This is a genomic window from Kosakonia sp. MUSA4, from assembly GCF_013085925.1.
Classification (GTDB): Bacteria; Pseudomonadota; Gammaproteobacteria; order Enterobacterales; family Enterobacteriaceae; genus Kosakonia; species Kosakonia sacchari_B.
In genome coordinates this window covers 2,517,847-2,540,359 of record NZ_CP025697.1, presented here as the reverse complement: position 1 = coordinate 2,540,359, position 22,513 = coordinate 2,517,847, and the positions used below count along the sequence as shown (strand labels likewise).

The window sequence follows — 22,513 nt, the reverse complement described above, 5'->3', positions numbered from 1 at the left end:
ACTCCTCGAAACAGGGTTGAATGTGGTGTAGGGAACAGAAAAAAACGGGAGGATTCTCCCGTCAGGATGTCATTATTATGGGCGTTTACCGAATTCGCAGCTGGTTTGCGTCCACGCGCGGGCCTGTTCGCTGATGCTGAAACCAAGACCGTGGCGGTCAGAGACGTACATACGCCCATCGCGCAGTTCTAGCTGTTCGTTAAACAGCGGGTTCAGCCATTCGAAATGTTCCAGCCACGGCTCCAGCGGGTAAGCGGCAGAGAGGTGCAGGTGAACCTCCATGGCAAAGTGCGGCGCCAGTTTGCGGCCATGTTTGGCGGCCAGATCCATGATCTTCAGGAACGGTGAAATCCCGCCGACACGCGGCGCATCGGGCTGCACGAAGTCGCTGGCGTTGCCGAGAATCAGCTGTTCGTGCTCGCGGAAGCTGGTCAGCATTTCACCTGTCGCGATGGGCGTATCCAGCGCGGCAGCGAGCTGGGCGTGGCCTTCGACGTCATACGCATCCAGCGGCTCCTCAATCCAGATCAAATTGAATTTTTCCATCTGGCGGCCCATGCGAATCGCCGTTTCGCGATCCCACTGCTGATTGGCATCGACCATCAGCGGGAAATCATCGCCCAGCGCTTCACGCACGGCGGTCAGACGGCGGATATCTTCTTTCGTGTCCGGTTGGCCGACCTTAATTTTGATGCCGCCGATGCCGTTTTCACGGGAAATAATCACATTTTTCAGCACTTGATCCAGCGGCGTATGCAGGAAGCCGCCGGAAGTGTTGTAGCACTGCACCGAGTCGCGGTGCGCGCCCAGCAGTTTCGCCAGCGGCAGGCCTGCACGTTTGGCTTTCATATCCCACAGCGCAATATCGATAGGGGAGATGGCCTGCACGGCCATGCCGCTGCGGCCAACCGACGCACCGGCCCACAGCAGTTTGGTATAAATTTTGTCGATATCGTTCGGATCTTCGCCCAGCAGGTTATCGGCAATCTCTTTGGCGTGCGCATAGATCCCCTGACCCCCGGCGCGTTTGGAGTAGCTGAAGCCGACGCCCTCAAAGCCATCACGGCTACGGATCTCCGCAATGATAATCGCCACTTCAGTGAGCGGCTTCTGGCGGCCAGTCAGCACTTTCGCATCGCTTACCGGCGTAGCCAGCGGCAGGAAGGCGAGGGAGAGTTTTACCCACGCAATACGATCGCCGGTTTCAGCGGCAGTTTTTGCCCCCGCAGATTTGGCATAGGTCACGGCATCGGAATTCGCACTTACGGTCATGATTAGCTCCTGTGAACAACATAATGTTTGCGCTAACATTTGTAGATCCACAATAAATCCATGACCAGAGAAAGGGTGTAATTATGTACAATCGATCACAAATTATGGCGTCAAAGAGAGAGCTTTTGTGAATGGTATCGCAGTTAATAGTCCGATGCAGCGTGACAGCCTCATTAATGATAGCGTTAACATAAAAGAGATAAAATACCTGCTAACGCACTGATTTTTGAGGAGCGGCGGCAATGAGGGGAGAAATGCGTATAATACAACGCGAGAATCATAAAAACGCTGAATGCTCTGTGAGTGAACATGTCGAAAACATCTCGTTCTGTCCCACCGCGTGCGCCCACGCTGGAAGATGTTGCCCGCACAGCCGGCTTATCATCCATGACCGTAAGTCGGGCGCTTAACACACCGCAACTGGTACGGCCCAAAACGGTAGAAAAAGTCATCGCGGCGGTCAAAGCAACGGGGTATATCCCTAATGCGTTAGCCGGTGGGCTGGCCTCGCGCCGCAGTAAATTGATTGCCGTGGTGGTGCCGCAAATTAACAACAATATGTTTGTCGACACGATTCAGGCCATCAGCGATGAGCTGGCGGTGCGCGGTTACCATATGTTGCTCTGCGTTGCCGGATACACGCAACAAACCGAAGCCGATCTGGTTGCCGCGCTGCTTTCGCGCCGCCCGGATGGTATCGTTCTGACCGGGATCCATCACTCGACCGATCTGAAAAAAGTGATCCTCAATGCCAACGTACCGGTAGTGGAAATCTGGGATTTAACCCCGACGCCGCTGGATATGCTGGTGGGCTTCTCCCACGAGAAAGTCGGCCAGGCGACGGCCGAGTATCTGCTGCGTAAAGGCTATCGCCGTCCGGGTTTGCTGTGGACGGTGGACAAACGCGCCGCGCAGCGTAAAGCCGGGCTGCGCGAAGTGCTGGAGCGTAACGGCATCAGCGAACCGGGCAGCGTCGATGTGGCTTTACCGGCGCGATTCACCTCGGGTCGCCAGGGGCTGGCACAGCTACTGGAGCAGGGCGATTTTGATGTGATTGTTTGCAGCTCCGACACGCTGGCGCAGGGCGCAATCATTGAAGCGCAGTCGCGCGGTTTACAGGTGCCGCGCGATCTGGCGGTAATTGGCTTTGGCGATCTCGATTTTGCCGCCGGAAATCAGCCTGCCATTACCACTGTCAGCGTCGATCGGCAAATTATTGGTCAGCGGGCGGCAACGATGCTGGCCGATCGTATCGAAGGCAGCGAGGTTGACGATACGATTGTTGATATTGGCTTCCATTTTGTGGAACGGGAATCTGCATAACTCCATGAAAATTAATGTCATCGGTACCAGCGGCAGCGGAAAATCAACGCTGGCGAAACGTCTTGCCGCAAAGCTTAATTTACCCTATATCGAAATGGACAAACTTTACTGGCGGGCCAACTGGCAGGGAACGCCGGATGAGGAGCTGTATTCCCGCCTTGAACAGTTACTGGCGCAACCGGGCTGGGTACTCGATGGCAACTACAATCGCAGCCGGGATATAAAATGGCGGCATGTCGATCTTGTTGTGTGGGTTGATTACGGTTTCTGGCGCACGTTGCGTCAGGCCGTGCTGCGCGCCGCACGCCGGGCCTGGCACAAACAGGAGCTATGGCCAGGCACCGGAAACTGTGAAAGTTTCCGCCGTTCATTCTTCAGCCGCGAGTCGATTATTATCTGGACGATAAAAACCTGGCGCGCGAATCGCCTGCGTTATGCGCAGGATATGGCTGACCCGCGCTACCAGCATCTGCGTTTTGTGCGTCTTACCAGCCCGCAGCAGGCTGACGAATTTCTCGCCACTCTGACCTAAAATTAGGGCTTATCCTCTGTAAGGAGCCCTTATGATCACTGTTTATGGTGTCCCCGGCTGGGGATCGGCGCTAAGTGAAGTGATGTTGACGCTGGCGGAAATCCCTTATCGCTTTGTCAACGTCGACGGCTTTGACCAGCCTGGCGCACAGCAAGAGATGTTGAAAAAACTTAACCCGCTGGGCCAGGTGCCGACGCTGCAGCTTGACGACGGCAGCATTATGACCGAATCGGCCGCTGTGGCGTTGATGATCCTCGACCAGCGCCCGGATTTAGCGCCGCCCGTCGGCACGCCGGAAAGGCAACAGTTCTGGCGATTACTGGTATGGCTGGTCGCCAATGTTTATCCCACATTTACCTATGCTGATTACCCGGAACGCTGGGCCAGCGCCGCGCCGGAACAACTACAGGAGAACTGCAAGGCATACCGTAAATCGCTCTATTTGTGGCTGGAGAGTCAGCTAAAAGCCGCGCCGTACGCGTTTGGCGAAGCATTAACGCTGCTCGATATCTATATCTGCGTGATGCGAACCTGGGGACCGCGCCATGCGTGGTTTAAGGAACATACGCCGAAATTCAGCGCCATTGCCGATGCGGTTTGTCGTGTGCCAGTCCTTCAGGAGGTATTGCGAAATAATAAAGTCCTGACGTAACGGTTATTGCCGGGTATTTAAATATTCTTAGAGCATCATATAAATTGAAAAGGTATATAAAATAAGGGGCGAGAAATAATTTGATATCGCCTCTTTTCTATGAGACAACTCTTACCAGGACGACGTCCGCAGGTAATATTGTCGAGTGACAATAAAAGATGAAAATATCATATTAACGTTAACGAGATGATGATAATGGAATATATTCATTCGTATTTAATCGGTGGTTCCTGGTTTACGCTGGGTGATAGCATAACAGAGCGCGGATGGTATCAACCTATTGTCGCCAAAAATCTGGGGCTTGCTGAGTGGACAAACTATGGTATTGGTGGAACCTGTATTACACAGAAAAACGAGCATGATAATACCGCGATGTGTTTACGGTATAGCAATATGGGGGAGAACCCCGATCTGATTACCATCTGGGGCGGAGGAAATGACTTTGGTTTTAACTTCGGTTCTGAGGGCGGCACAGAAATAGGAAAAAGCAAAGATAATACGCCATTGACATTTTATGGTGCGATGAATTTATTACTCGCTGGCGTTATCAAGAAATATCCGTTGGCACGCGTCGGATTCGTCGTTACCACGCCGGTTTCCTTTGCACGAGGCAGAGATCAAAAAAATGCCAAAGGATATTATCTTACCGATTACTGCCAGGTTTGCCGTGAGATGTGCGAGCAATACTCCATCCCTTATCTGGATTTACAAAAGAATTCCGGCTTTAACGAACTCAACATGAATATTATGACCAGCAACACCGCTGGAACGGTTTCCGACGGGTTGCACCCCTCAAAATTAGGCATGGAAAGGTTAGCGAGTAAAATCACGCATTTTATCTTATCGCTTTAGGAGAGCCAGCAATGCGGATTGCAACCATTGATATTCTGAAGATATTGTCGATTTTCTTCGTGGTTATGGCACACACCACCCTCTATTTTCTCAATCGCAGTGGTAATGATGTCATATTATGTTTTTTAAGGCAGGCAGGATTACTTGGCGTATCGCTATTTTTCGTGTGCAGTGGTTACTTCTTATTAAATAACAAACATGAAAACCAGGCGAACTATGTCATTGGCAAAATCAAAGGCATTGTTGGGGTTCTGGTTTTTTGGCTGGTTTTTTATTACGTTTATGACAATGAGTTTATCAGTCGATTTACCAATATTCCGGACATTGGTTTCCTCAACTATCTCAATGTCAGTAATGCAAACACAGAAGCCACACCGCTGTGGTTTATCTTTGCCGTCATTCCGCTCTACGTGTTTACGCCGCTATTTCGATATTCATTTAAAAAGGAGCACGCCGCAGAGATCCTGAAAATCCTCATTTTGATGGTGGTGATTTCTAACCTGACGTTAGTGAACGCATTGACCGGGGCATACTTTTCCTTTGCCATTTTTCCGTTCAACTTGCTGATACCGTTTCAACCTGAAGGGTTAATCTGTTTTTTGATTGGCGGTTATCTCGGATTGGTAAAACCCAGCCTCAGACCATTCGGCATCGCACATTTAGCGGCATTGTTCGCGGCTATCGCTGCTTTAATTGCTCTCTCACTTATTTCATCCCACGCCGGGATTGCTATTTTCTACGGAAAGTTTTACAACCTGTTGTTACTCGCGGCGGCTGTAGGTCTGTTTGTTTTTATGACCAATTTAAACATCAATACCGCACCAACCTGGGTGAATAGCCTCAGTGAAAACGTGCTGGGAATTTACCTCGTGCATAATATTTTTGTTATCGAGATACATAATGCATTTATTCATGAAAAGCTGTTGCGTATGACAGGGATAACGGACACATATCTCTATATTTTGCTCTATTCGTTACTGGCTTTTCTTCTTTCCTACGGCCTCTGTAGGCTGCTCAGGCGCACCCGGGTGACCGCCAGACTGGTCACACTTTGATAAGTCAGTGCGAACGCGTTGTGCTACTGTGACACTCTCTTGAAAACAAGGAGTTTGCTATGCCGCACGTTGATATCAAATGTTTTCCCCGCGATCTGAGCGATGAGCAGAAAACTGCGCTGGCGGAGGATATCGCCGGAGTGATTATTCGTCATCTGAACAGCAAAGAGAGTTCAATCAGCGTTGCGCTGAATGAGTTCGCACCGGAAGAGTGGAAAGCGCAGGTCTGGGATACGGAAATTGCGCCGCAAATGGAGCAACTGATCAAAAAACCGGGCTACAGTATGTAAATCCCCGGCTGCCCACACCTCGGTGTGGGCTTTTTTAGTAACCATCAGCGAGTTATCTCCATTTCGATTATTGCATTTTTGTATAATACTCCACCGATGATAACCCGCGGGATATCTACATACTCCTCATTCCTGATGAAAATATGCCCGTGCTGGCGCATTATTTATATGTATTCACGTTTTTTATTAATACCCATTTTCATTATACACCTCGCCTTTATTTTATTACGCCTTTCAGTAATTTAGGAACTTTCATATTTGCAAGTTTTCCATCAAAAATATAAAGTTCCCCTGAATCTATGCCTGGTTGATTAACTTTATAATGACTATGGCGCAAAACATATATTGAGCATTTGTATTTGCTGTTCACATACTTTACCGGCCAATAAAATTCGACCAATATCTGTTATCATTTAAATTGTGTTTGCCACCTTCAATATTATTAATGTCGAATATTGCATGTGATTGTTTTTGTTAAAACAATGTCACGTAATTATTTTCTTTGTGAATGTATTTTTATTTAGTGATAAACAGCCGCTAAATAAGACCCGATAAAATATCCCACTAAGGAGGGGGGTAATGTTTAGAAAGGAAGCACTTGAAAACCGAAAAATGAGATGGCGCGGACGCGCAATTCTACTGCCTGGCGTCCCGCTCTGGTTAATTATTATGTTCTGCGTCTGCTTTTTGGCCGCTTTTCTGACCTTTGTAATTGATGGCACATATATGCGCAGGGTAAATGTCAGTGGAGAAATAACCACCTGGCCGCGCCCGGTCAATATTTATTCAAATGCTCAGGGGTTTATTGTTAAATCCTACGTTACCGAAGGGCAAAAAATAAAAAAAGGCGATCCGGTCTACCTGATTGATGTCAGCCGAAGCACTCATAGCGGCGTGGTCAGTGACAATCAGCGCAATGACATCGAGCAACAAATCACCCGCGTAGAAAATATTATCGCCGGGTTGCAGGAGAGTAAAAACGCCACGCTGAAAACGCTTGAGAAGCAAAGGCAGCAATATAGCGAAGCGCTTAAATTTTCGACCGACGTTATTCGCCGGGCAGAAGAGGGCGTTAAGTTGATGAAAGAGAACATGGAAAATTATCGTCGTTATCAGGCCCGAGGTCTTATCACCAAGGATCAACTGACGAACCATGTGACGCTTTATTATCAACAGCAGAATGATCTGTTAGGTCTGCGCAGCCAGAGTGAACAAAATGCGCTGCAAGTGACCAGCCTCGAGAGTGAAATTCAGACGCAGGCGGCAGATTTCGACAACCGTATTTACCAGATGGAACTTCAGCGTTACGACCTGCAGAAAGAGCGTCTGAACGCCGATATCAGCGGCGATGTGATTGTACGCGCAACGTCTGACGGCAAAATCGACTCCCTGAGCGTCACCGCCGGGCAAATGGTGAATACTGGCGACAGCCTGTTGCAGATTATCCCCGAATCTATCGATCACTATTTATTGGTGGCCTGGGTGCCAAACGATGCGACGCCGTATATCGCCGTCGGCGACAAGGTCAATCTCCGTTATGAAGCGTTTCCTGCCGAAAAATTCGGCCAGTTCTCGGCAACCATCAGTCAGATATCTAAAACACCGGCTTCAACGCAGGAAATGATGACTTATCCTGGCGCGCCGAAAAACCTCCAGGGCACCTCGATCCCTTATTACAAAGTCGTTATTAAACCCGATCGCGAAGTGGTGGAGTACGACGGAAAACGTATTTCTCTGGAAAATGGTATGAAGGCGCAGAGCACGCTGTTTCTCGAAAAAAGAAGAATTTATCAATGGATGCTTTCCCCGTTCTACGACATGAAGCACAGCGCAACAGGACCTGTAAATGAGTAATAAAAGCCTATTTACCGCGCTGCTCGGCAAGCTGGATTTAAGCTGGTTCCGACGCGTTCCGATGGTACACCAGACCGAATCCTCGGAGTGTGGTCTGGCGAGCCTGGCCATGATCTGTGGCCACTATGGCAAAAATATTGACCTAATAAGCCTGCGCCAGCAATTTAACCTCTCAGCAAGGGGAACCACGCTGATTGGGTTGAATGAAATTGCAGGCCAGCTTGGCCTTGCGACCCGCGCGTTATCGCTGGATATGCATGAGTTGAAGTTGCTGAAAACCCCTTGCGTCCTGCACTGGGATTTCAACCACTTTGTGGTGCTGGTCGCCGTCAAAGGCAACAAGTATGTGATTAACGATCCGGCGCGCGGACGCAGAACCGTCGGCCAGGCTGAGATGTCGCAATACTTTACCGGCGTCGCGCTGGAAGCCATGCCGGGCAGTGAATTTACCCAGGAAAAAGTAAAAAATCGCGTACGTCTGCGCTCGCTGATTGGTAGCGTTCACGGGATTAAAGCCACGCTGGCAAAGATCTTTTGTCTTTCTATCGTCATTGAAGCGATCAACCTTGTACTGCCGGTGGGCACGCAGCTGGTCATGGACCATGCTATTCCGGCGGGCGATCGCGGTTTGCTGTCGCTCATCTGCATCGGGCTGTTTTTCTTTATTCTGTTGCGGGCCTCTGTCAGCATGCTGCGCGCCTGGACATCGCTGGTGATGTCAACGCTCATTAATGTGCAGTGGCAATCGGGCTTATTCCGGCATCTGATTAAACTGCCGCTGGGCTATTTTGAACGGCGCAAAATGGGGGATATTCAATCCCGTTTCGGCTCGCTGGATACACTGCGTGAAACCTTTACCAGCAGCGTCGTCGGCGCCATCATGGACGGCATCATGGTGGTTGGCGTATTGATAATGCTGGTGTTGTACGGCGGCTGGCTGACGTGGGTGGTGCTTGGGTTTACCGCGGTTTATGTGCTGATCCGTCTGTTGACGTATAACTACTATCGCCAACTCTCTGAAGAACGCCTGGTCAGAGGCGCGCGCGCCAGCTCCTATTTTATGGAGACGCTGTACGGTATCGCGACGGTAAAAATGCAGGATATGAGCGAGCGTCGTGGTACTCACTGGCTAAATTTGCAGGTCGATACCATCAACACCGGGATTAAACTTACCCGTCTGGATCTCTTTTTTAACGGCCTGAATACGTTTATTGCCGCCTGCGATCAGGTCGCGATTTTGTGGCTCGGCACCAGTCTGGTGATCGACAATCAGATGACCATCGGTATGTTTGTCGCTTTTGGCGCCTTCCGTAGCCAGTTCTCGGATCGTGTCGGTTCGCTGGTTGATTTCTTACTGCAACTGCGAATGATGAGTTTGCATAACGAACGTATTTCCGATATCGCTTTGCACGAACGTGAGCCGAGAAAACCGGATTTACCGGCAGCTGCGGAAATGCGTCCTCTTGGCCTTGAAACCACCGGGCTTAGTTACCGTTACGACAGCCAGTCGGCGCCGATATTTAATGATCTGGCGCTGCGAATTGAGCCGGGTGAAAGCGTCGCGCTGGTCGGCGCTTCCGGTGCCGGAAAGACGACATTAATGAAAGTGCTTTGCGGCCTGTTTGAACCCGATGCGGGTAAAGTGCTGGTTGATGGTATGGATATCAAACAACTCGGCATAAATAACTACCACAAAATGATTGGCTGCGTGCTACAGGATGACAAGCTGTTCGCCGGTTCTTTGCGGGAAAATATCTGCGGATTTGCTGAACATGCGGATGAGGAGTGGATGGTGGAGTGCGCCAAAGCAAGCCATATCCATGATGTTATCCTCGCTATGCCAATGGGTTATGAAACGCTAATTGGCGAGCTGGGCGAGGGGCTATCCGGCGGCCAGAAGCAGCGCGTATTTATTGCGCGCGCGCTTTATCGCAAGCCTGGGTTGCTCTTTATGGATGAAGCGACCAGTGCGCTGGATCATGAAAGCGAAGCCTGCGTAAATACCGCTATTAAACAGTTGAATATTACTCGCGTTATTATCGCACACCGTGCAACAACTATTGCAACAGCGGATCGCGTTATCAATTTGTAATTTCATGAACGTCCTGTATGCCGCTTTTTTACTTTAGGAATAATATTCCAAATTATTTCTGGACGATAAAGCGGCATATAATAGATAATTTCTTCACAGGTTATAAAGAGTACCTGTTCAAGAGACAACAAGTTAAAAATGCAATTAACTAAAATGCAGTAAAATATTAAGGATAATATTCATGAAAGAACTTAACTCTATTGAAATGCGTGAAGTTTCTGGTGCTGGTCTGCTGTCAGATGCGGCTGGTCTGCTCGGCAGCGGTATCGGCGCTATTGTTGATATGGCTCTGGGCGGTAAAAGTACAGCAGCAGCGGATGCAGGTCGTTCTATGGCTGAAGGCATCGCTGGTATCGTTGAATCTGGTTTCGGTGTTATTAACTCTATCTTCAACAGCATCTTCGGCGGCCTGTTCGGCAAGAAAAAATAAGTTATTAATACCCTTTGATAGCTAAGCGCCATTAGTTATTATTTGATTGTTATGTTTAGTGGCATTCCTTATGGGATGCCACTTTTTTATTTATGAAGTGCAAAACATCTTTTCTCTTATAAATAAATCTGTGATTTTTTGATGATATTTTTTAGGAAATTTATCGCTTACGATCTCTGGACAGAAAAATGACTTCAGCAGATAATTCTACTTAACAAGTCAGTATAACGTTTTCGTTATTAGAAATAATAACGTAAGAGATGGGGCGGTAATTATTTTGATTACCGTTTTGCAATCAATAAGTAAATATTAAGGATAATAGTCATGAAAGAACTCAATACTGTAGAAATGAAAGAAGTTTCTGGCGCTGGTTTTTTAGCTGATACCGCTGGCATGCTCGGTCGCGGTATCGGTGCTATCGTTGATCTGGCTCTGGGTAGCAAAAACACCGCAGCAGCTGATGCAGGCCGTAACATTGGTAAAGGCATTGGCGGTATTGTTGAAGCCGGCATCAATGCAGTTACCTCTTTCTTCGGCGGTCTGTTCGGTAAAAAAAGCGACTAATCTCCGCTAAGTATCATTTATTAATACTCTGGTAGCTCTTCTCATAAGTGATATTCCAGCCGGAATATCACTTATTTTTTATCTGACCGTACAGCCTCTTCTCTGATCAACCTAAATAACGCGCTATCTGCGCTCGCTGTGTGCATCATGTTAATTTTTCTTTTTCCATACAATATGACTAACGATATTTACCAGTCGAGCCTGATTTTCAATTCTCACTATAATTTCGGCGTGCTGTTTTAGGAATAATATCTCTCGCTCTTTATAGACAGAGCGAAGTGTTTTAGGAGATACTTTACTCAACGAATAAAACAGAGTTTAAAACATTTTTATAAATAACTTTCATGCGCAGCATGGAATTAATTCTATAAATTCCTGTTGCATATTATAAAGTGCAGTAAGATTAAGGATGATAATCATGAAAGAACTCAACGTAATTGAAATGCAAGAGGTTTCAGGCTCTGGCATTTTATCGACTGCAGGTAGCATGGTCGGCGCAGGTATCGGTAGTATCCTTGATGCTATTATCCCTGGTGAAAGCACACTCGTGACTGACGCTTGTCGTACTATTGGTCGATTTATCGGTGCAATAGCTGAAAACCCTCTGGGAATATTTGGTGTTGTACTGGGTAATTTATTAAGCCGAAATAACGGATAATAATTCTAAAATATTTTTGATTAACCGATCGGGTGTTAACACATGTCGAGTAACACTTTTGATCTCTGAATCGGAGTTTCCCTTCGATTTATTACAATACCAAGGAGTATTTATGAAAGAGCTTAACAATAACGAAATGATGGCCGTTTCTGGTGCTGGCTTCTTATCAAATGCCGCAGGTGCATTTGGTGGTGGCCTGGGCGGTATCGTTGACCTTTTCCTGGGTGGTAAAAAAACCACGTTCTCTGATGCCGGCCGTAGCATTTGCGAAAGCGTCGCTGGCGTCGTTGAATCTGGTTTCGGCATGGTAAAAAACGCTGTTAACGGTCTGTTCGGCGGGATTCTCGGGATGTTTGGTTCGAAAGATCAGTAATCTGTCAGGCATTCCTGAAAGATAACGGATTCTATTTTTTATTTACTGACTGAGAGTGATATTCCTGCCGGGATAACACTACTGGTTTTCATGGGTAGAGTGATTATTCTGCCTCCTTAAACAAAAAGGAATTTTTATGAAAGAGCTTAACAATAACGAAATGATGGCCGTTTCCGGCGCGGGTTTTCTGTCTAATACTGCTGGCATGATCGGTGGCGCTCTGGGTGGTGTTGTTGACGCTATCCTGGGCAGCGATAAAACCACTTTTGCCGATCTGAGCCGTAAAACTTGCCAGGCTGTTGCCGGCTTTATCGAATCTGGCTTTGGTATCGTTAAAAATTTGTTCGGCGGCCTGTTTGGCTCCAAAGCGTAATTAACGAATACGTAACTCCATCTGTAGTCATTCTCCCATCGGTGGAATTCCAACAGGAAAACCACCGATGGGAAATAACCCCGGGGTGAATGCTCCGTTTTTTTAAATATAAGGAAATATCATGAAAGTACTGAACACTAATGAAATGATGGCTGTTTCTGGCGCAGGTTTACTGTCTAATACCGCTGGTATGATCGGTGGCGCTCTGGGCGGTATTGTTGACGCCATCATGGGTGGCGACAAAACCACTTTTGCTGATATGGGCCGTAAGACTTGCCAGGCTGTTGCTGGTTTCGTTGAATCCGGTTTTAACGTTGTTAAAAACCTGTTCAGCGGCCTGTTTGGCTCCAAAGCGTAATTAATCTGCCAATAGTTTCTGACAGAAAAGTATCTCCATTTTTAATTAACTGACTGTCGGTGGCATTTCTCTGAAATATCACTGACGGCCGTCCAGGCTGGGGCTAGCGCTCCAGCTTGTTTTAGAATGTAAGGAATTTTTGTGAAAGAATTAACTAAAAATGAAATGCAGGCTGTTTCCGGTGCGGGTCTGTTCGGCTCTGTTCTGGGCGTAGTGGGAAACATGTTTGAACCGGTGCGCAACGCGATTGGCGGCACCATTTATAACGTATTATCTCCGATCATTACGCCAGTACTGAATGCTGTTGCACAAGGCGTGGGTGGCATGCTGGCAAAGGTTGTTGAGTTTATTGGCAATCAATTGAACGCCGATTTTGGTTCCAAGAAGTAATCATTAGCAATCCGTCTTCGCTTTTATATTGATTTATTTAAGTGGCATTGATGATAAATGCCACTTTTTTGAGAAAAATAAAGCGCTGTTTTGTGGTGCATCTCGATAGCGCAATGGTACATAAACCTTTTCCTCAAGGAGAGACTTATGTTCCGGATCCCCCAAAACTGCTGCACTCGCCATCTTCTTTATCACTCATATCGCATTTGCTTCCACAATAGATTTCCCGATCTGGCCAACCGATGAAATGCCGCGTGGCCGCAACTGGCAATAAACTGGAGCGAAGCGCTACCGCAGTAACCGCCAGCTTATTCGCCGACGGTAATGCGTTTGCCGCTGGCGACAAAATTACCGCCGCCCAGATGATGAATGGTATTCAGTTTGTCGTCATCAAACTGCCAGCGTCCGTTGATAAAAGTCCGTTCGTCAGCAGCCGCAGAAACCACTTCGCCAAACAGCGTGTCATATTTCTCTTGCGCAGCGGTGGGCGGCAACAGACGACACTCCATCCACGCCAGACATTTCTCCTCAATCACCGGCAGCCCGAGCACCGGGCCGGCAAACGCCGGGATCCCATAGCAGTTGAATTTATCTTCATCGCGCCCGGTAATACTGCCGACCGCGTAACTCCAGTTAGTCGCAGCTACACTGGGCACCACAATGCCGAACATGCCGCTACGCTCAATCAACTCGCGTGACCAGGCGCTTTTATCCACCACAATCGCGATACGCGGCGGGGAAAACTCCACCGGCATCGACCAGGCTGCCGCCATCACATTACGACGATCGATCTGCTCATCACGGCTGGTAATCAAAATCGTCGGACCATGATTTAACAGGCGGCTGGCGTGTTCTAATGCCACCGGACGAAAATAGCTCATAAGCAGCTCCTTTGTGCATGATTTTCCAGCATTAAATGACTGTTCTGCCACCCAAAGCAAGCGCAGAGCAAGGGAAAAGGACTATCCGGCACTTTTGGCCACGACAATCTTCCCGCGCCCTTGTTCTTTCGCCATATAGAGCGCCAGATCGGCGGCGCGCACCAGGTTATCGGCCCGTGCATGGCGCGGCCAGGTGGCCAGCCCAATAGAGACTGAAACCGGGCCAATATCCTGCGATTCATACAGCATGTGGTGGTTTAACACATTATGCAGCAGCGCTTCGGCAACAATTTTCGCGTGCGCTTCATCGATGCCCGGCAAAATAATCAGAAATTCCTCGCCGCCATAGCGGAACGCGATACTGTTCTCATCCAGCGTTTCGGTAATCAGTTTCGCCATTTCGCGCAACACTTTATCACCCGCTTCGTGACCGTACTGATCGTTGAGCTTTTTGAAGTAATCCACATCGAGCATCAGGCAACTGAGCGCACTGTTCTCCACCATCGCCTGATCGATCATGTTCCGCAACGTCTCTTCCAGGCTGTAGCGGTTGCGCAGGCCAGTCAGCGGATCATACGTCGCTCTTTCTGTCAGTGTATCGCGCAGGATCTGGTTAGCTAACGCCAGCGCCAGCGTTTCCGCCAGCAACTCCAGATAAGCGTATGGCGGCTCTTTACCCGGTGTGTAGTTATCAAAGGTCAGTAAGCCAATGCTCTTATTTTGCGCATTGAGCGGCACGCAGATCGCCCGCGACGCCAATTCCGGCAAAACATGTTCGCACGGCATATCCACGGTATCTTTGGCAGGGCTGTGCAGTTGCCCGCGTTTCAGCGCCCAGCAATATTCCGGCGAGAAGGGAGCATCCTCGCCGGGCGGCAGCCCCCAGCGCACCACGCATTTCATACGGTTAGTCCGCGTATTCAGCACATAAAGCCGGCCGCCCATTTCCGGGATGATTTGCGGCGCAAAACGGTCAACCACACGGAAAATGGCGCTGTGTGTATCGCAACCCTGCAAACGTTGAGTCATGCGCGCCAGCAGGGTGCGCGTAGCCCATTCCTTGTCGCGTTCCTGCTCAAGCCGCTGTCTGGCAAGGCCATTTTCACGGAAAATGCGGATCGCCTGCGCCATATCGCCAATCTCATCAACCTGCGCCAGCACCGGCGCTTCAACGTTGTAATCCTGTGTCGCCAGACGGTTCACCACATCACTGAGCGTCACCACCGGGCGCAGAATACGGTGTTTGATAATAAAACCGAGCACAAACAAGAACAGCAACGCGGTCACACCGACCATCACTTCTGATAAGGTACGCAGACGCAGCGAGAGTGTTGTCGCTTCTTTGATGGCAGCCTGTGTGCGCTGATCCACCAGGCTGCGAAAATGGGCAAAACGGTATTCGGCCTCTTCGAGCTTTTCTTCGTAGCCGCCGCTGAACAACAGATTCACACCCTCTGTATTTTTGCCCGCCTGCACATTCTCAATGGCAATATTCTGTTCCTCTTCAAGCTGGTCAAGGGTGGTAAGCCCGTCCCGCAGAATCAGAATTTCTTCATCGGATGCGCCGCTGTCACGCAGGGCAACCAGGCGGTTTTCCAGGTCAATATCCTGTTCACGTCGGGTTTTCCAGCTCTGTACCGTTTCCGGTGTAAACTTGATTACCGCATCGCGCGCCATATCACTGAGTGCAAAAGCTTCTCTCTCCAGATCGTCGATCAAGGTATCAAACGTCCGGCTTTGCGCCACGGTGTCGCGCTCGCTGTGTTCGGCGCCTGAAGCCATAAACAGCGCAACGCCGGAGGTTAATGTCAGTACCACTGTCGCGATGTAAGCATAATTAGTGATCGTTGCGATACGCACGAGAAACCCTTTTTAAAGACAGTGTAGATGTTATGCCTTTCAGTTTAGACATTCGGTTAAAAATCAACGCGCAATAATGACGTCATTTCTTCGTCATAATCCCTGCCTATAGTCAGCCGCATCAAATCCCAAAGAGGATAACAAGATGTTTGCTCCCCTGACTTTTGTGCAGGTGGATGCGCCCCGTTGGCTGAAAACCACGGGTGGATCACGGCTTCCCGCTGCGGAGGGCGCTGATGTTCGCATTCACTGACATTCGGCTGCAAGGTGTTTCCTACGCCTTCGGCACACATACCGTTCTTAATCACATCGATTTGCATATCCAGCCTGGCAGCATCGTTGCGCTACTTGGTCCTTCCGGCTGCGGCAAAAGCACGCTGTTGCGATTGCTGGCAGGGTTGAGTGAACCGGCGGAAGGTGAAATCTGGTTTGGCGATCGCCTGGTCGCGAAAGCAGGCTGGTCGCTACCGCCGGAAGCGCGCGATATCGGCATGGTTTTCCAGGATTACGCCCTGTGGCCGCATATGAGCGTGGTGCAAAACGTCGCCTTTCCGCTGAAGATGCGCAACGTACCGCGTGGCGAACGCGAACAGCGCGTCATGCAGGTGCTCAGTATGGTCGGGCTGGCGGAGTTAGCCCAGCGCAAACCGGCTGGGCTTTCTGGCGGCCAGCAGCAGCGCGTAGCGCTGGCGCGAGCGATAGTCGCCGAACCTGGCGTGCTGCTGTTCGATGAGCCGCTCTCCAATCTCGATAGTGCACTGCGCGAATCGCTGTGTCATGAAATGGCGCGCCTGCTGCGCCAGCTCGGAACAACGGCCGTTTATGTCACGCACGATCGCCGCGAAGCCGAATGGCTCGCCGATCGCATCGTGCATTTAGCATCCGGAAAGGTGGAATCCGTCAGAAATATCACTTCATCCTCAGGGGAAATCGCATGAAAGCCTTACTGTCCGTGAAAAAAGGAGTCGCTTTAGCCATGGTGCTGTCATCCATGATGATGTCCAGCGCGCACGCGCTGACCGTTTATACCGCAGGCCCCGGCTCGCTGGCGAAAAGCCTGGCCACCGGGTTCGAGCAAAAAACCGGCGTGAAGGTCAACATTTTCCAGGCCACCACCGGCAAAGTGATAGCGCGCCTGGAAGCTGAACAGGCCAATCCACAGGCCGATATTCTGATTTCAGCCTCCTGGGACACAGCGGAAGATCTGCATCATCGTGGCTGGTTGCTGCCGTTTGCCAGCGCCAATGCGGATAAGGTTCCGCCCGCGCTGAAAAGCGCAGATTATGTGGCGCAGGGTGTCTCGGCGTTGGGCATTGTCTGGAACACCAAAAGCGGCACGCCAGAACCGAAAGAGTGGCAGGATCTGACATCAGCAGCCTTCAAAGATAAAGTCACCACGCCCGATCCGGCGCTGTCCGGTGCCTCGCTGGATTTGCTGATCGGTCTGCAAAACGGCATGGGTGAGAAAGCCTGGAAACTGTTTGATGAACTGAAAAGCAACGGCATGGTGGTCAGCGGCCCGAACGCGCAGGCGGTAACGCCGGTAATGCAGGGGGCAAAAGCCGCCGTCTTCGGCGCGGTTGATTACGTCACTTACGGCAATATCGCGCAGGGCGAATCGCTGAAAGTGATCTTCCCGGCCAGCGGCACGGTGATTGCGCCGCGCCCGATGATGATCCTCAAAACCACCCAGCATGCCGATGACGCAAAAGCATTTATCGATTACGTCCTGTCGCCGGAAGGGCAGACCATGGTTGCCGATGCCTGGTTGATGCCAGCGCGTACGGACGTGGAAGCAAAACGCCCGCTGTTTACCGAACTGAAGGTTCTGCCGACACAAAGCAGCGGCACCAGCGAGCGCGGCGATATTCTGAAGCGTTTTAACGCCCTGTTTGCGAAGTAATCCACGCCATTTATAGCGGGGGCAACCCCGCTTTCAGGATACCTGCTGTGAACCAGAAACTGATTGCGCGGGTGACGATAGGGCTGCTGGTGATACTGGTTGCGCTACCGTTACTGTTTATTCTTTTGCAGGCGGTGTTTCCGCAGTTTAGCGCCGGGATCTTTAGCGGCGCGTTCTCCGGTATTCCGCTCCTGCTGGCGGAACCGCAGCTGCCAATGATGCTTGGTGGCACGCTGCAAATCGCCACTGGCGTAGCACTGCTGAGTGTGGTGATTGGCTTGCCGCTCGGCGTGGCGCGCGGGCTGTTTGATCTGCCGTGGCCAAAAGCCTGGGATCTGCTGTTTCTGATCCCGTTTTTAACGCCGCCTTATATTGCCGCCTTATCGTGGATGCTGGTCCTGCAAACGCAGGGCTATCTGATGCAGCTTACCGGGATCGATCTCAATAATGTGTTGTTCAGTAAAACCGGTATCGTGCTGGTCATGACGCTGAACATTTTCCCGGTGGTCTATTTTGCCGTATCGCGCAGTTTACTGGCCAGCGGGCAGCGGCTGGCGCAAGTCGCCCGCGTTCATGGCGCCACACCGTGGAAAGCGTTTTGCCATATTACGCTGCCGTTACTTTCTCCGGCGCTGGCGGCAGGGATGTTGCTGGCGTTTACCCTCGCGGTGGAAGAGTACGGCGTTCCTGCGGCGCTTGGCTCCCGTGCGGGCGTGGTGGTGTTAACCGTCGGCATCGAAGAGAAGCTGGCAGACTGGCCGATCGACTTACCGGGCGCGGCGATCCTGTCGGTGATGCTGATCGCTATTGCGCTATGCGGCTGGTGGCTGCAACGTTTGTTGACGGGCGATCAAGATGTGACCAGCGTCTCCGGCAAACCCACCGAACATGTGGGGGCGAAGCTGGGCTTTTTTATGCTGCCGGTACTGCTGGTGATGAGTAGCGTAGGGGTTCTGGCCGTGGTGCTGCCGGGCCTGTCGATGGCGTTAAGCGGTTTTAGCGCGACGCTTTCCGGCGGGCTGACGCTGGATAATCTGACGATTAAACACTTTGCGGCGCTTTTCGCCCAGCGCGGTGATGCGCTGCCTGCACTCGGCACCAGCTTATCGCTGGCGCTGGGAACCGCGCTGCTCACCGGGCTACTCGGGCTGTGCGCCGCCTGGCTGGTGGTGATGCAGAAGATAAAAGGGCGCGCGGTGATCGATGCGCTGTCGCTGATGCCTGCGGCACTGCCCGGCGTGGTGGTGGGCGTCGGGTTGATTTTATTGTGGAACCGCAGTTTCTGGCCGGTTTCGCCGTACAACACCTGGGGGATTTTACTCATCTCTTATTGTTGTCTGCTGCTGCCGTGGCCGGTGCGCTACATCGGCAGCGCCATGCGTCAGTTAGGCGGTAACCTCGAACCGGCGGCGCGTGTACACGGTGCCAGCGCATTTCAGGCGCTGCGTCTGATTGTGCTGCCGCTGATTTTCCCGGCGATGCTGGCAGCAATGCTGATGGTCTTCGCCATTGCTTCACGCGAACTGGTGACATCGCTGCTGCTGTCGCCCGCAGGAACGCAAACCGTCGCAGTGTTTATCTGGCGGCAATTTGAGCAGGGTTCGGTAGGGCAAGGAATGGCAATGGCCACGCTGACGCTGATCGTCGGGCTGGCGTTAATGCTGACCGCGCTGTGGCTCCTGCAGCGCAACACAAAGCATTGAGAGGGCACGAAATCGCCTGTCGGCGCAAAAAAATACGGTATAACAAAGGGACATCACGCACAAGGAGCCTGTATGACCCCTTTTTTGACCGCTTATCTGGCCAGGATTGGCTGGAATCTGACGCCCGATGTCTCACTTGAAACGCTGCGGGCGCTGCATTTGCAGCATAATGGTGCCATCCCCTTTGAAAACCTTGATGTTGTTTTGCCACGCGAAATCGAACTCAGCGATGAAGCCCTCTTTCAAAAGCTGGTCGTCGCCCGGCGCGGCGGCTACTGCTTTGAGCAGAACGGGCTATTTGAACGTGCGCTGAAAGAGATCGGTTTTACGGTACGCAGCCTGTTAGGGCGGGTGATCATTTCCAATCCGCCGCAGATGCCGCCGCGCACCCATCGCGTTCTGCTGGTTACCCTGGAGGGAGAACAGTGGATTGCAGATGTCGGTTTTGGCGGACAAACCCTGACCGCGCCGATTCGTCTGCTGGCGGAGGTGGAGCAGGGTACGCCGCACGGTCTCTATCGGCTGCAACGCGCAGGTGAAGACTGGGTGTTGCAGTTCCGCCATCATCAGCGCTGGCAATCGATGTATCAGTTTGAAATCGGGCCGCAATACCAGGCTGATTTCGTGATGGGTAATTTCCACTCCGCCCACTGGCCCGCATCGCATTTTCGCCACCATCTGTTGATGTGCCGTCATCTGCCGGACGGCGAAAAGCTGACGCTGACCAATTTCCACTTCACGCACTGGAATAAAGGGCAGGTTGAGGAAGATAAAGTGCTGGCGGATGTTCCGGCGCTGTACGAAACCTTGCAAACACGTTTCGGGCTGGGCGTCAGCGATCCGCAATATGGCTTCAGCCTCCGGCAACTCGAAGAGGTCATGAGCCGTTTCGACTTACACGGTGAACACGCTTAACACAGCTCTTTTTCTATCATTACCGCCAGATGGCGATTGAAGGCCGCTTCATCGACATCTGGCATGCCCAGCATGCAAATCCCGTCCATGCCGCAGACCAGCGCAATCAAACGCCAGGCGATATTTTCGGCGCTGTCGCAATCGGAAAACGCGCCCGCAACGCGGCCCTGATTGATCAAGTGAACCACTTTGACATGCCACATTTCGAGGGTGGTCAGATAAGCCCCTTTGAACTCCGGATCTTTATTGGCCAGCAGCAGCGCCTCGCGCCACAAATGCACATAGGGTTCAAAACCGCCTTCATCGCTGCCCAGCATCGCGTGCAGTTGATCGCGCCACGGCGCGGTGGCAGGCAACAGCTCCACATTCAGCAGTTCGTCAATCAGACGAATAAAAGCCTGCGCCTTTAACGCATTTGCCGACGCGAAATGGTGGTGAACTTGCCCGGTCGCCACCCCGGCTTCGGTGGCGATGCGGCGCACTGTCATGGCGGAAAATCCCTCCGCTAGCGCGACGCGCATGGCGGCTTTGAGGATCACTTCCCGGCGATCGTCGCGGTTTAAATAGCGCATATAACCTCGGTTCAATGGATGCGAAACGGAGTGTAACAAAAAGCTGGACATGCGTTCAACATTGCGTAGGATCGCCATTTCTGGACGCGCGTCCAGAATTGAACAATTACGGAGAAGTTATGTTTCGTCAGTGGTTAACGTTGGTCATTATTGTGCTGGTTTATATTCCGGTAGCGATTGATGCGACGGTGCTGCATGTTGCCGCGCCAACGCTCAGCGCGGAGCTGAATGCCAGCGGGAATGAGCTGCTGTGGATTATTGATATCTACTCGCTGGTGATGGCGGGCATGGTGCTGCCGATGGGTGCACTGGGCGACAAAATCGGCTTTAAACGCTTGCTGCTCATCGGCAGCGCACTGTTTGGCGGCGCATCGCTGCTGGCCGCGCTGGTCACCAGCGCCAGTGAACTGATCGCCGCGCGCGCTCTGCTGGCCGTCGGCGCGGCGATGATTGTTCCGGCAACACTGGCCGGTATTCGCACCACCTTTTCACAAGCGCGGCACCGCAATACCGCGCTGGGCGTCTGGGCGGCGATCGGTTCTGGCGGCGCGGCTTTCGGGCCGTTGATTGGCGGCATGTTGCTGGAACATTTCTACTGGGGATCGGTTTTTCTGCTCAACGTACCGATTGTGATCGGCGTGATGATCCTGACCGCCCGCTATGTGCCGCGCCAGGCCGGGCGCGCCGAACAGCCGCTGCATCTGAACCAGGCGTTGGTGCTGATTGTCGCCATCCTGTTGCTGGTGTGGAGCGCCAAAACGGCGATGAAAGGGACGTTACCGCTGTGGATTATTGCCGGTACGCTGATAAGCGGCACTGCGCTGCTGACCGGTTTTGTGCGTATCCAGCTTGCCGCCGCCACGCCGATGATCGATATGCGGCTCTTTACCCATCGCGTGATTTTGACCGGCGCGTTGATGGCGATTACCGCCATGGTAACGCTGGTCGGTTTTGAACTGCTGATGGCGCAGGAGCTGCAATTTGTCCATGGCTTTACGCCCTTCGCCGCCGGAATGTTTATGCTGCCGCTGATGCTGGCCAGCGGATTTAGCGGGCCGATAGCCGGGGCGCTGGTGTCAAAACTCGGCCTGCGTCGCGTGGCGACCGGCGGCATGGCGCTCAGCGCGCTAAGTTTTCTCGGCTTATCGGTAACCGATTTCGCCACCCAACCGTGGCAGGCCGGAAGCCTGATGGCGCTGCTGGGCTTCAGCGCCGCCAGTGCGCTGCTGGCCTCTACCGCCGCGATTATGGCGGCAGCACCGCCGGAGAAAGCGGCTGCCGCCGGAGCGATAGAGTCGATGGCCTATGAACTTGGTGCAGGTCTTGGGATCGCCGTGTTCGGCCTGATCCTGAGCCGCAGTTTCGCCGCGTCGATCCAGTTACCGCAAGGGCTGAGCAGCACGCAGGCCGCTCAGGCGTCCTCATCGATTGGCGAGGCGTTTCGCCTGGCGCAGGATGCGCAACCGCTACTGGCGCAGCAAATCGTTAGCGCCGCCAAAACGGCCTTTACCGGTTCACACAGCGTTGCGCTGAGTACCGCAGGCGCATTACTCATGCTGCTGGCGGTCGGCATCTGGTTTAGCCTTGCGCAGGTGAAGCATAAATAGCGGC

Annotated in this window: 24 protein-coding genes; 20 read left to right on the top strand and 4 right to left on the bottom strand. The window is 51.7% G+C overall.

The features are described from left to right. Positions 1–75 precede the first annotated feature (75 nt). Positions 76–1,272 carry a mandelate racemase/muconate lactonizing enzyme family protein gene (locus C0557_RS12045; protein ID WP_208658610.1) on the bottom strand — a complete coding sequence of 399 codons (1,197 nt, stop codon included), beginning with the start codon at positions 1,270–1,272 and terminating at the stop codon, positions 76–78. Between the two features lie 309 nt (positions 1,273–1,581). On the opposite strand from C0557_RS12045, the gene C0557_RS12040 reads away from it, so the two are divergent. The 15 genes from C0557_RS12040 (at position 1,582) to C0557_RS11970 (ending at position 13,068) form a co-directional block, all read left to right on the top strand. Then, positions 1,582–2,595: a LacI family DNA-binding transcriptional regulator gene (locus tag C0557_RS12040; RefSeq protein ID WP_074776475.1), complete on the top strand. Its 1,014-nt coding sequence runs from the start codon at positions 1,582–1,584 to the stop codon at positions 2,593–2,595. Between the two features lie 4 nt (positions 2,596–2,599). Continuing rightward, positions 2,600–3,127 (top strand): shikimate kinase, encoded by a 528-nt coding sequence (locus C0557_RS12035; protein WP_208658609.1) that lies wholly within the window; start codon positions 2,600–2,602, stop codon positions 3,125–3,127. 31 nt (positions 3,128–3,158) lie between these two features. Beyond that, positions 3,159–3,779, top strand: a complete 621-nt coding sequence (locus C0557_RS12030; RefSeq protein ID WP_208658608.1) for a glutathione S-transferase family protein — start codon at positions 3,159–3,161, stop codon at positions 3,777–3,779. Positions 3,780–3,974: 195 nt separating this feature from the next. Next, positions 3,975–4,631 (top strand): SGNH/GDSL hydrolase family protein, encoded by a 657-nt coding sequence (locus tag C0557_RS12025; RefSeq protein WP_208658607.1) that lies wholly within the window; start codon positions 3,975–3,977, stop codon positions 4,629–4,631. 11 nt (positions 4,632–4,642) lie between these two features. Beyond that, positions 4,643–5,686: an acyltransferase gene (locus tag C0557_RS12020; protein ID WP_208658606.1), complete on the top strand. Its 1,044-nt coding sequence runs from the start codon at positions 4,643–4,645 to the stop codon at positions 5,684–5,686. 59 nt (positions 5,687–5,745) lie between these two features. Continuing rightward, positions 5,746–5,976, top strand: coding sequence for a tautomerase PptA (gene pptA, locus C0557_RS12015; RefSeq protein ID WP_064566344.1), 231 nt, complete (start codon positions 5,746–5,748; stop codon positions 5,974–5,976). 579 nt (positions 5,977–6,555) lie between these two features. After that, the gene (locus tag C0557_RS12010) at positions 6,556–7,830 is read left to right on the top strand and encodes an HlyD family secretion protein (RefSeq protein ID WP_074776470.1); all 1,275 of its coding nucleotides are present in this window, start codon (positions 6,556–6,558) and stop codon (positions 7,828–7,830) included. After that, a complete protein-coding gene (locus C0557_RS12005) occupies positions 7,823–9,922 on the top strand; it encodes a peptidase domain-containing ABC transporter (protein WP_208658605.1) in 2,100 nt (699 codons plus the stop codon). The genes C0557_RS12010 and C0557_RS12005 overlap by 8 nt, the downstream gene beginning before the upstream one ends. A gap of 181 nt (positions 9,923–10,103) precedes the next feature. Next, positions 10,104–10,352, top strand: a complete 249-nt coding sequence (locus tag C0557_RS12000; RefSeq protein ID WP_074776468.1) for a hypothetical protein — start codon at positions 10,104–10,106, stop codon at positions 10,350–10,352. 324 nt (positions 10,353–10,676) lie between these two features. Then, positions 10,677–10,916 (top strand): hypothetical protein, encoded by a 240-nt coding sequence (locus tag C0557_RS11995; RefSeq protein ID WP_074776467.1) that lies wholly within the window; start codon positions 10,677–10,679, stop codon positions 10,914–10,916. A gap of 418 nt (positions 10,917–11,334) precedes the next feature. Further along, the gene (locus tag C0557_RS11990; RefSeq protein WP_208658604.1) at positions 11,335–11,574 is read left to right on the top strand and encodes a hypothetical protein; all 240 of its coding nucleotides are present in this window, start codon (positions 11,335–11,337) and stop codon (positions 11,572–11,574) included. 112 nt (positions 11,575–11,686) lie between these two features. Beyond that, entirely contained in the window at positions 11,687–11,947 is a 261-nt protein-coding gene (locus C0557_RS11985) for a hypothetical protein (RefSeq protein ID WP_074776465.1), read from the top strand. Positions 11,948–12,083: 136 nt separating this feature from the next. Beyond that, positions 12,084–12,320 carry a hypothetical protein gene (locus C0557_RS11980; RefSeq protein ID WP_208658603.1) on the top strand — a complete coding sequence of 79 codons (237 nt, stop codon included), beginning with the start codon at positions 12,084–12,086 and terminating at the stop codon, positions 12,318–12,320. A gap of 121 nt (positions 12,321–12,441) precedes the next feature. Next, positions 12,442–12,678 (top strand): hypothetical protein, encoded by a 237-nt coding sequence (locus tag C0557_RS11975; protein ID WP_208658602.1) that lies wholly within the window; start codon positions 12,442–12,444, stop codon positions 12,676–12,678. Between the two features lie 141 nt (positions 12,679–12,819). Then, positions 12,820–13,068, top strand: coding sequence for a bacteriocin (locus C0557_RS11970; RefSeq protein WP_208658601.1), 249 nt, complete (start codon positions 12,820–12,822; stop codon positions 13,066–13,068). 308 nt (positions 13,069–13,376) lie between these two features. Here C0557_RS11970 and C0557_RS11965 read toward each other — a convergent pair whose 3' ends face one another. Both C0557_RS11965 and C0557_RS11960 read right to left on the bottom strand, forming a co-directional pair. Continuing rightward, entirely contained in the window at positions 13,377–13,949 is a 573-nt protein-coding gene (locus tag C0557_RS11965) for a flavin reductase family protein (protein ID WP_208658600.1), read from the bottom strand. 81 nt (positions 13,950–14,030) lie between these two features. Continuing rightward, positions 14,031–15,809, bottom strand: coding sequence for a sensor domain-containing diguanylate cyclase (locus tag C0557_RS11960; protein WP_208658599.1), 1,779 nt, complete (start codon positions 15,807–15,809; stop codon positions 14,031–14,033). 236 nt (positions 15,810–16,045) lie between these two features. Here C0557_RS11960 and C0557_RS11955 point away from each other — a divergent pair, with 236 nt between their 5' ends. The 4 genes from C0557_RS11955 to C0557_RS11940 all read left to right on the top strand — a co-directional run bounded on the left by C0557_RS11955 (position 16,046) and on the right by C0557_RS11940 (position 20,330). After that, positions 16,046–16,747 carry an ABC transporter ATP-binding protein gene (locus tag C0557_RS11955; protein WP_208658598.1) on the top strand — a complete coding sequence of 234 codons (702 nt, stop codon included), beginning with the start codon at positions 16,046–16,048 and terminating at the stop codon, positions 16,745–16,747. Beyond that, positions 16,744–17,712: an ABC transporter substrate-binding protein gene (locus tag C0557_RS11950; RefSeq protein ID WP_208658597.1), complete on the top strand. Its 969-nt coding sequence runs from the start codon at positions 16,744–16,746 to the stop codon at positions 17,710–17,712. Before C0557_RS11955 ends, C0557_RS11950 begins: the two co-directional genes overlap by 4 nt. Positions 17,713–17,759: 47 nt before the next feature. After that, entirely contained in the window at positions 17,760–19,415 is a 1,656-nt protein-coding gene (locus tag C0557_RS11945) for an iron ABC transporter permease (RefSeq protein WP_208658596.1), read from the top strand. A 72-nt stretch (positions 19,416–19,487) separates the two neighbouring features. Beyond that, complete coding sequence (locus tag C0557_RS11940) at positions 19,488–20,330, top strand: arylamine N-acetyltransferase (protein WP_074776456.1); 843 nt, start codon at positions 19,488–19,490, stop codon at positions 20,328–20,330. Here C0557_RS11940 and C0557_RS11935 read toward each other — a convergent pair. Next, positions 20,327–20,902 (bottom strand): TetR family transcriptional regulator, encoded by a 576-nt coding sequence (locus C0557_RS11935; protein ID WP_208658595.1) that lies wholly within the window; start codon positions 20,900–20,902, stop codon positions 20,327–20,329. The two genes, C0557_RS11940 and C0557_RS11935, sit on opposite strands and share 4 nt — an antisense overlap. 119 nt (positions 20,903–21,021) lie before the next feature. Here C0557_RS11935 and C0557_RS11930 point away from each other — a divergent pair, with 119 nt between their 5' ends. Further along, the gene (locus tag C0557_RS11930; RefSeq protein ID WP_208658594.1) at positions 21,022–22,509 is read left to right on the top strand and encodes a SmvA family efflux MFS transporter; all 1,488 of its coding nucleotides are present in this window, start codon (positions 21,022–21,024) and stop codon (positions 22,507–22,509) included. Positions 22,510–22,513: the final 4 nt, after the last annotated feature.

Bases quoted from the DNA above. Each gene is read 5' to 3' on its own strand.
- C0557_RS12035 (WP_208658609.1), top strand. From the start codon at position 2,600: ATGAAAATTAATGTCATCGGTACCAGCGGCAGCGGAAAATCAACGCTG.
- C0557_RS12000 (WP_074776468.1), top strand. From the start codon at position 10,104: ATGAAAGAACTTAACTCTATTGAAATGCGTGAAGTTTCTGGTGCTGGT.
- C0557_RS11935 (WP_208658595.1), bottom strand. From the start codon at position 20,902: ATGCGCTATTTAAACCGCGACGATCGCCGGGAAGTGATCCTCAAAGCC.
- C0557_RS11985 (WP_074776465.1), top strand. From the start codon at position 11,687: ATGAAAGAGCTTAACAATAACGAAATGATGGCCGTTTCTGGTGCTGGC.
- C0557_RS12045 (WP_208658610.1), bottom strand. From the start codon at position 1,272: ATGACCGTAAGTGCGAATTCCGATGCCGTGACCTATGCCAAATCTGCG.
- C0557_RS11930 (WP_208658594.1), top strand. From the start codon at position 21,022: ATGTTTCGTCAGTGGTTAACGTTGGTCATTATTGTGCTGGTTTATATT.
- C0557_RS11990 (WP_208658604.1), top strand. From the start codon at position 11,335: ATGAAAGAACTCAACGTAATTGAAATGCAAGAGGTTTCAGGCTCTGGC.
- C0557_RS12005 (WP_208658605.1), top strand. From the start codon at position 7,823: ATGAGTAATAAAAGCCTATTTACCGCGCTGCTCGGCAAGCTGGATTTA.
- C0557_RS11940 (WP_074776456.1), top strand. From the start codon at position 19,488: ATGACCCCTTTTTTGACCGCTTATCTGGCCAGGATTGGCTGGAATCTG.
- C0557_RS11975 (WP_208658602.1), top strand. From the start codon at position 12,442: ATGAAAGTACTGAACACTAATGAAATGATGGCTGTTTCTGGCGCAGGT.
- C0557_RS11955 (WP_208658598.1), top strand. From the start codon at position 16,046: ATGTTCGCATTCACTGACATTCGGCTGCAAGGTGTTTCCTACGCCTTC.
- C0557_RS11965 (WP_208658600.1), bottom strand. From the start codon at position 13,949: ATGAGCTATTTTCGTCCGGTGGCATTAGAACACGCCAGCCGCCTGTTA.
- C0557_RS12030 (WP_208658608.1), top strand. From the start codon at position 3,159: ATGATCACTGTTTATGGTGTCCCCGGCTGGGGATCGGCGCTAAGTGAA.
- C0557_RS12020 (WP_208658606.1), top strand. From the start codon at position 4,643: ATGCGGATTGCAACCATTGATATTCTGAAGATATTGTCGATTTTCTTC.
- C0557_RS11950 (WP_208658597.1), top strand. From the start codon at position 16,744: ATGAAAGCCTTACTGTCCGTGAAAAAAGGAGTCGCTTTAGCCATGGTG.
- C0557_RS12025 (WP_208658607.1), top strand. From the start codon at position 3,975: ATGGAATATATTCATTCGTATTTAATCGGTGGTTCCTGGTTTACGCTG.
- C0557_RS12010 (WP_074776470.1), top strand. From the start codon at position 6,556: ATGTTTAGAAAGGAAGCACTTGAAAACCGAAAAATGAGATGGCGCGGA.
- pptA (WP_064566344.1), top strand. From the start codon at position 5,746: ATGCCGCACGTTGATATCAAATGTTTTCCCCGCGATCTGAGCGATGAG.
- C0557_RS11980 (WP_208658603.1), top strand. From the start codon at position 12,084: ATGAAAGAGCTTAACAATAACGAAATGATGGCCGTTTCCGGCGCGGGT.
- C0557_RS11995 (WP_074776467.1), top strand. From the start codon at position 10,677: ATGAAAGAACTCAATACTGTAGAAATGAAAGAAGTTTCTGGCGCTGGT.
- C0557_RS12040 (WP_074776475.1), top strand. From the start codon at position 1,582: ATGTCGAAAACATCTCGTTCTGTCCCACCGCGTGCGCCCACGCTGGAA.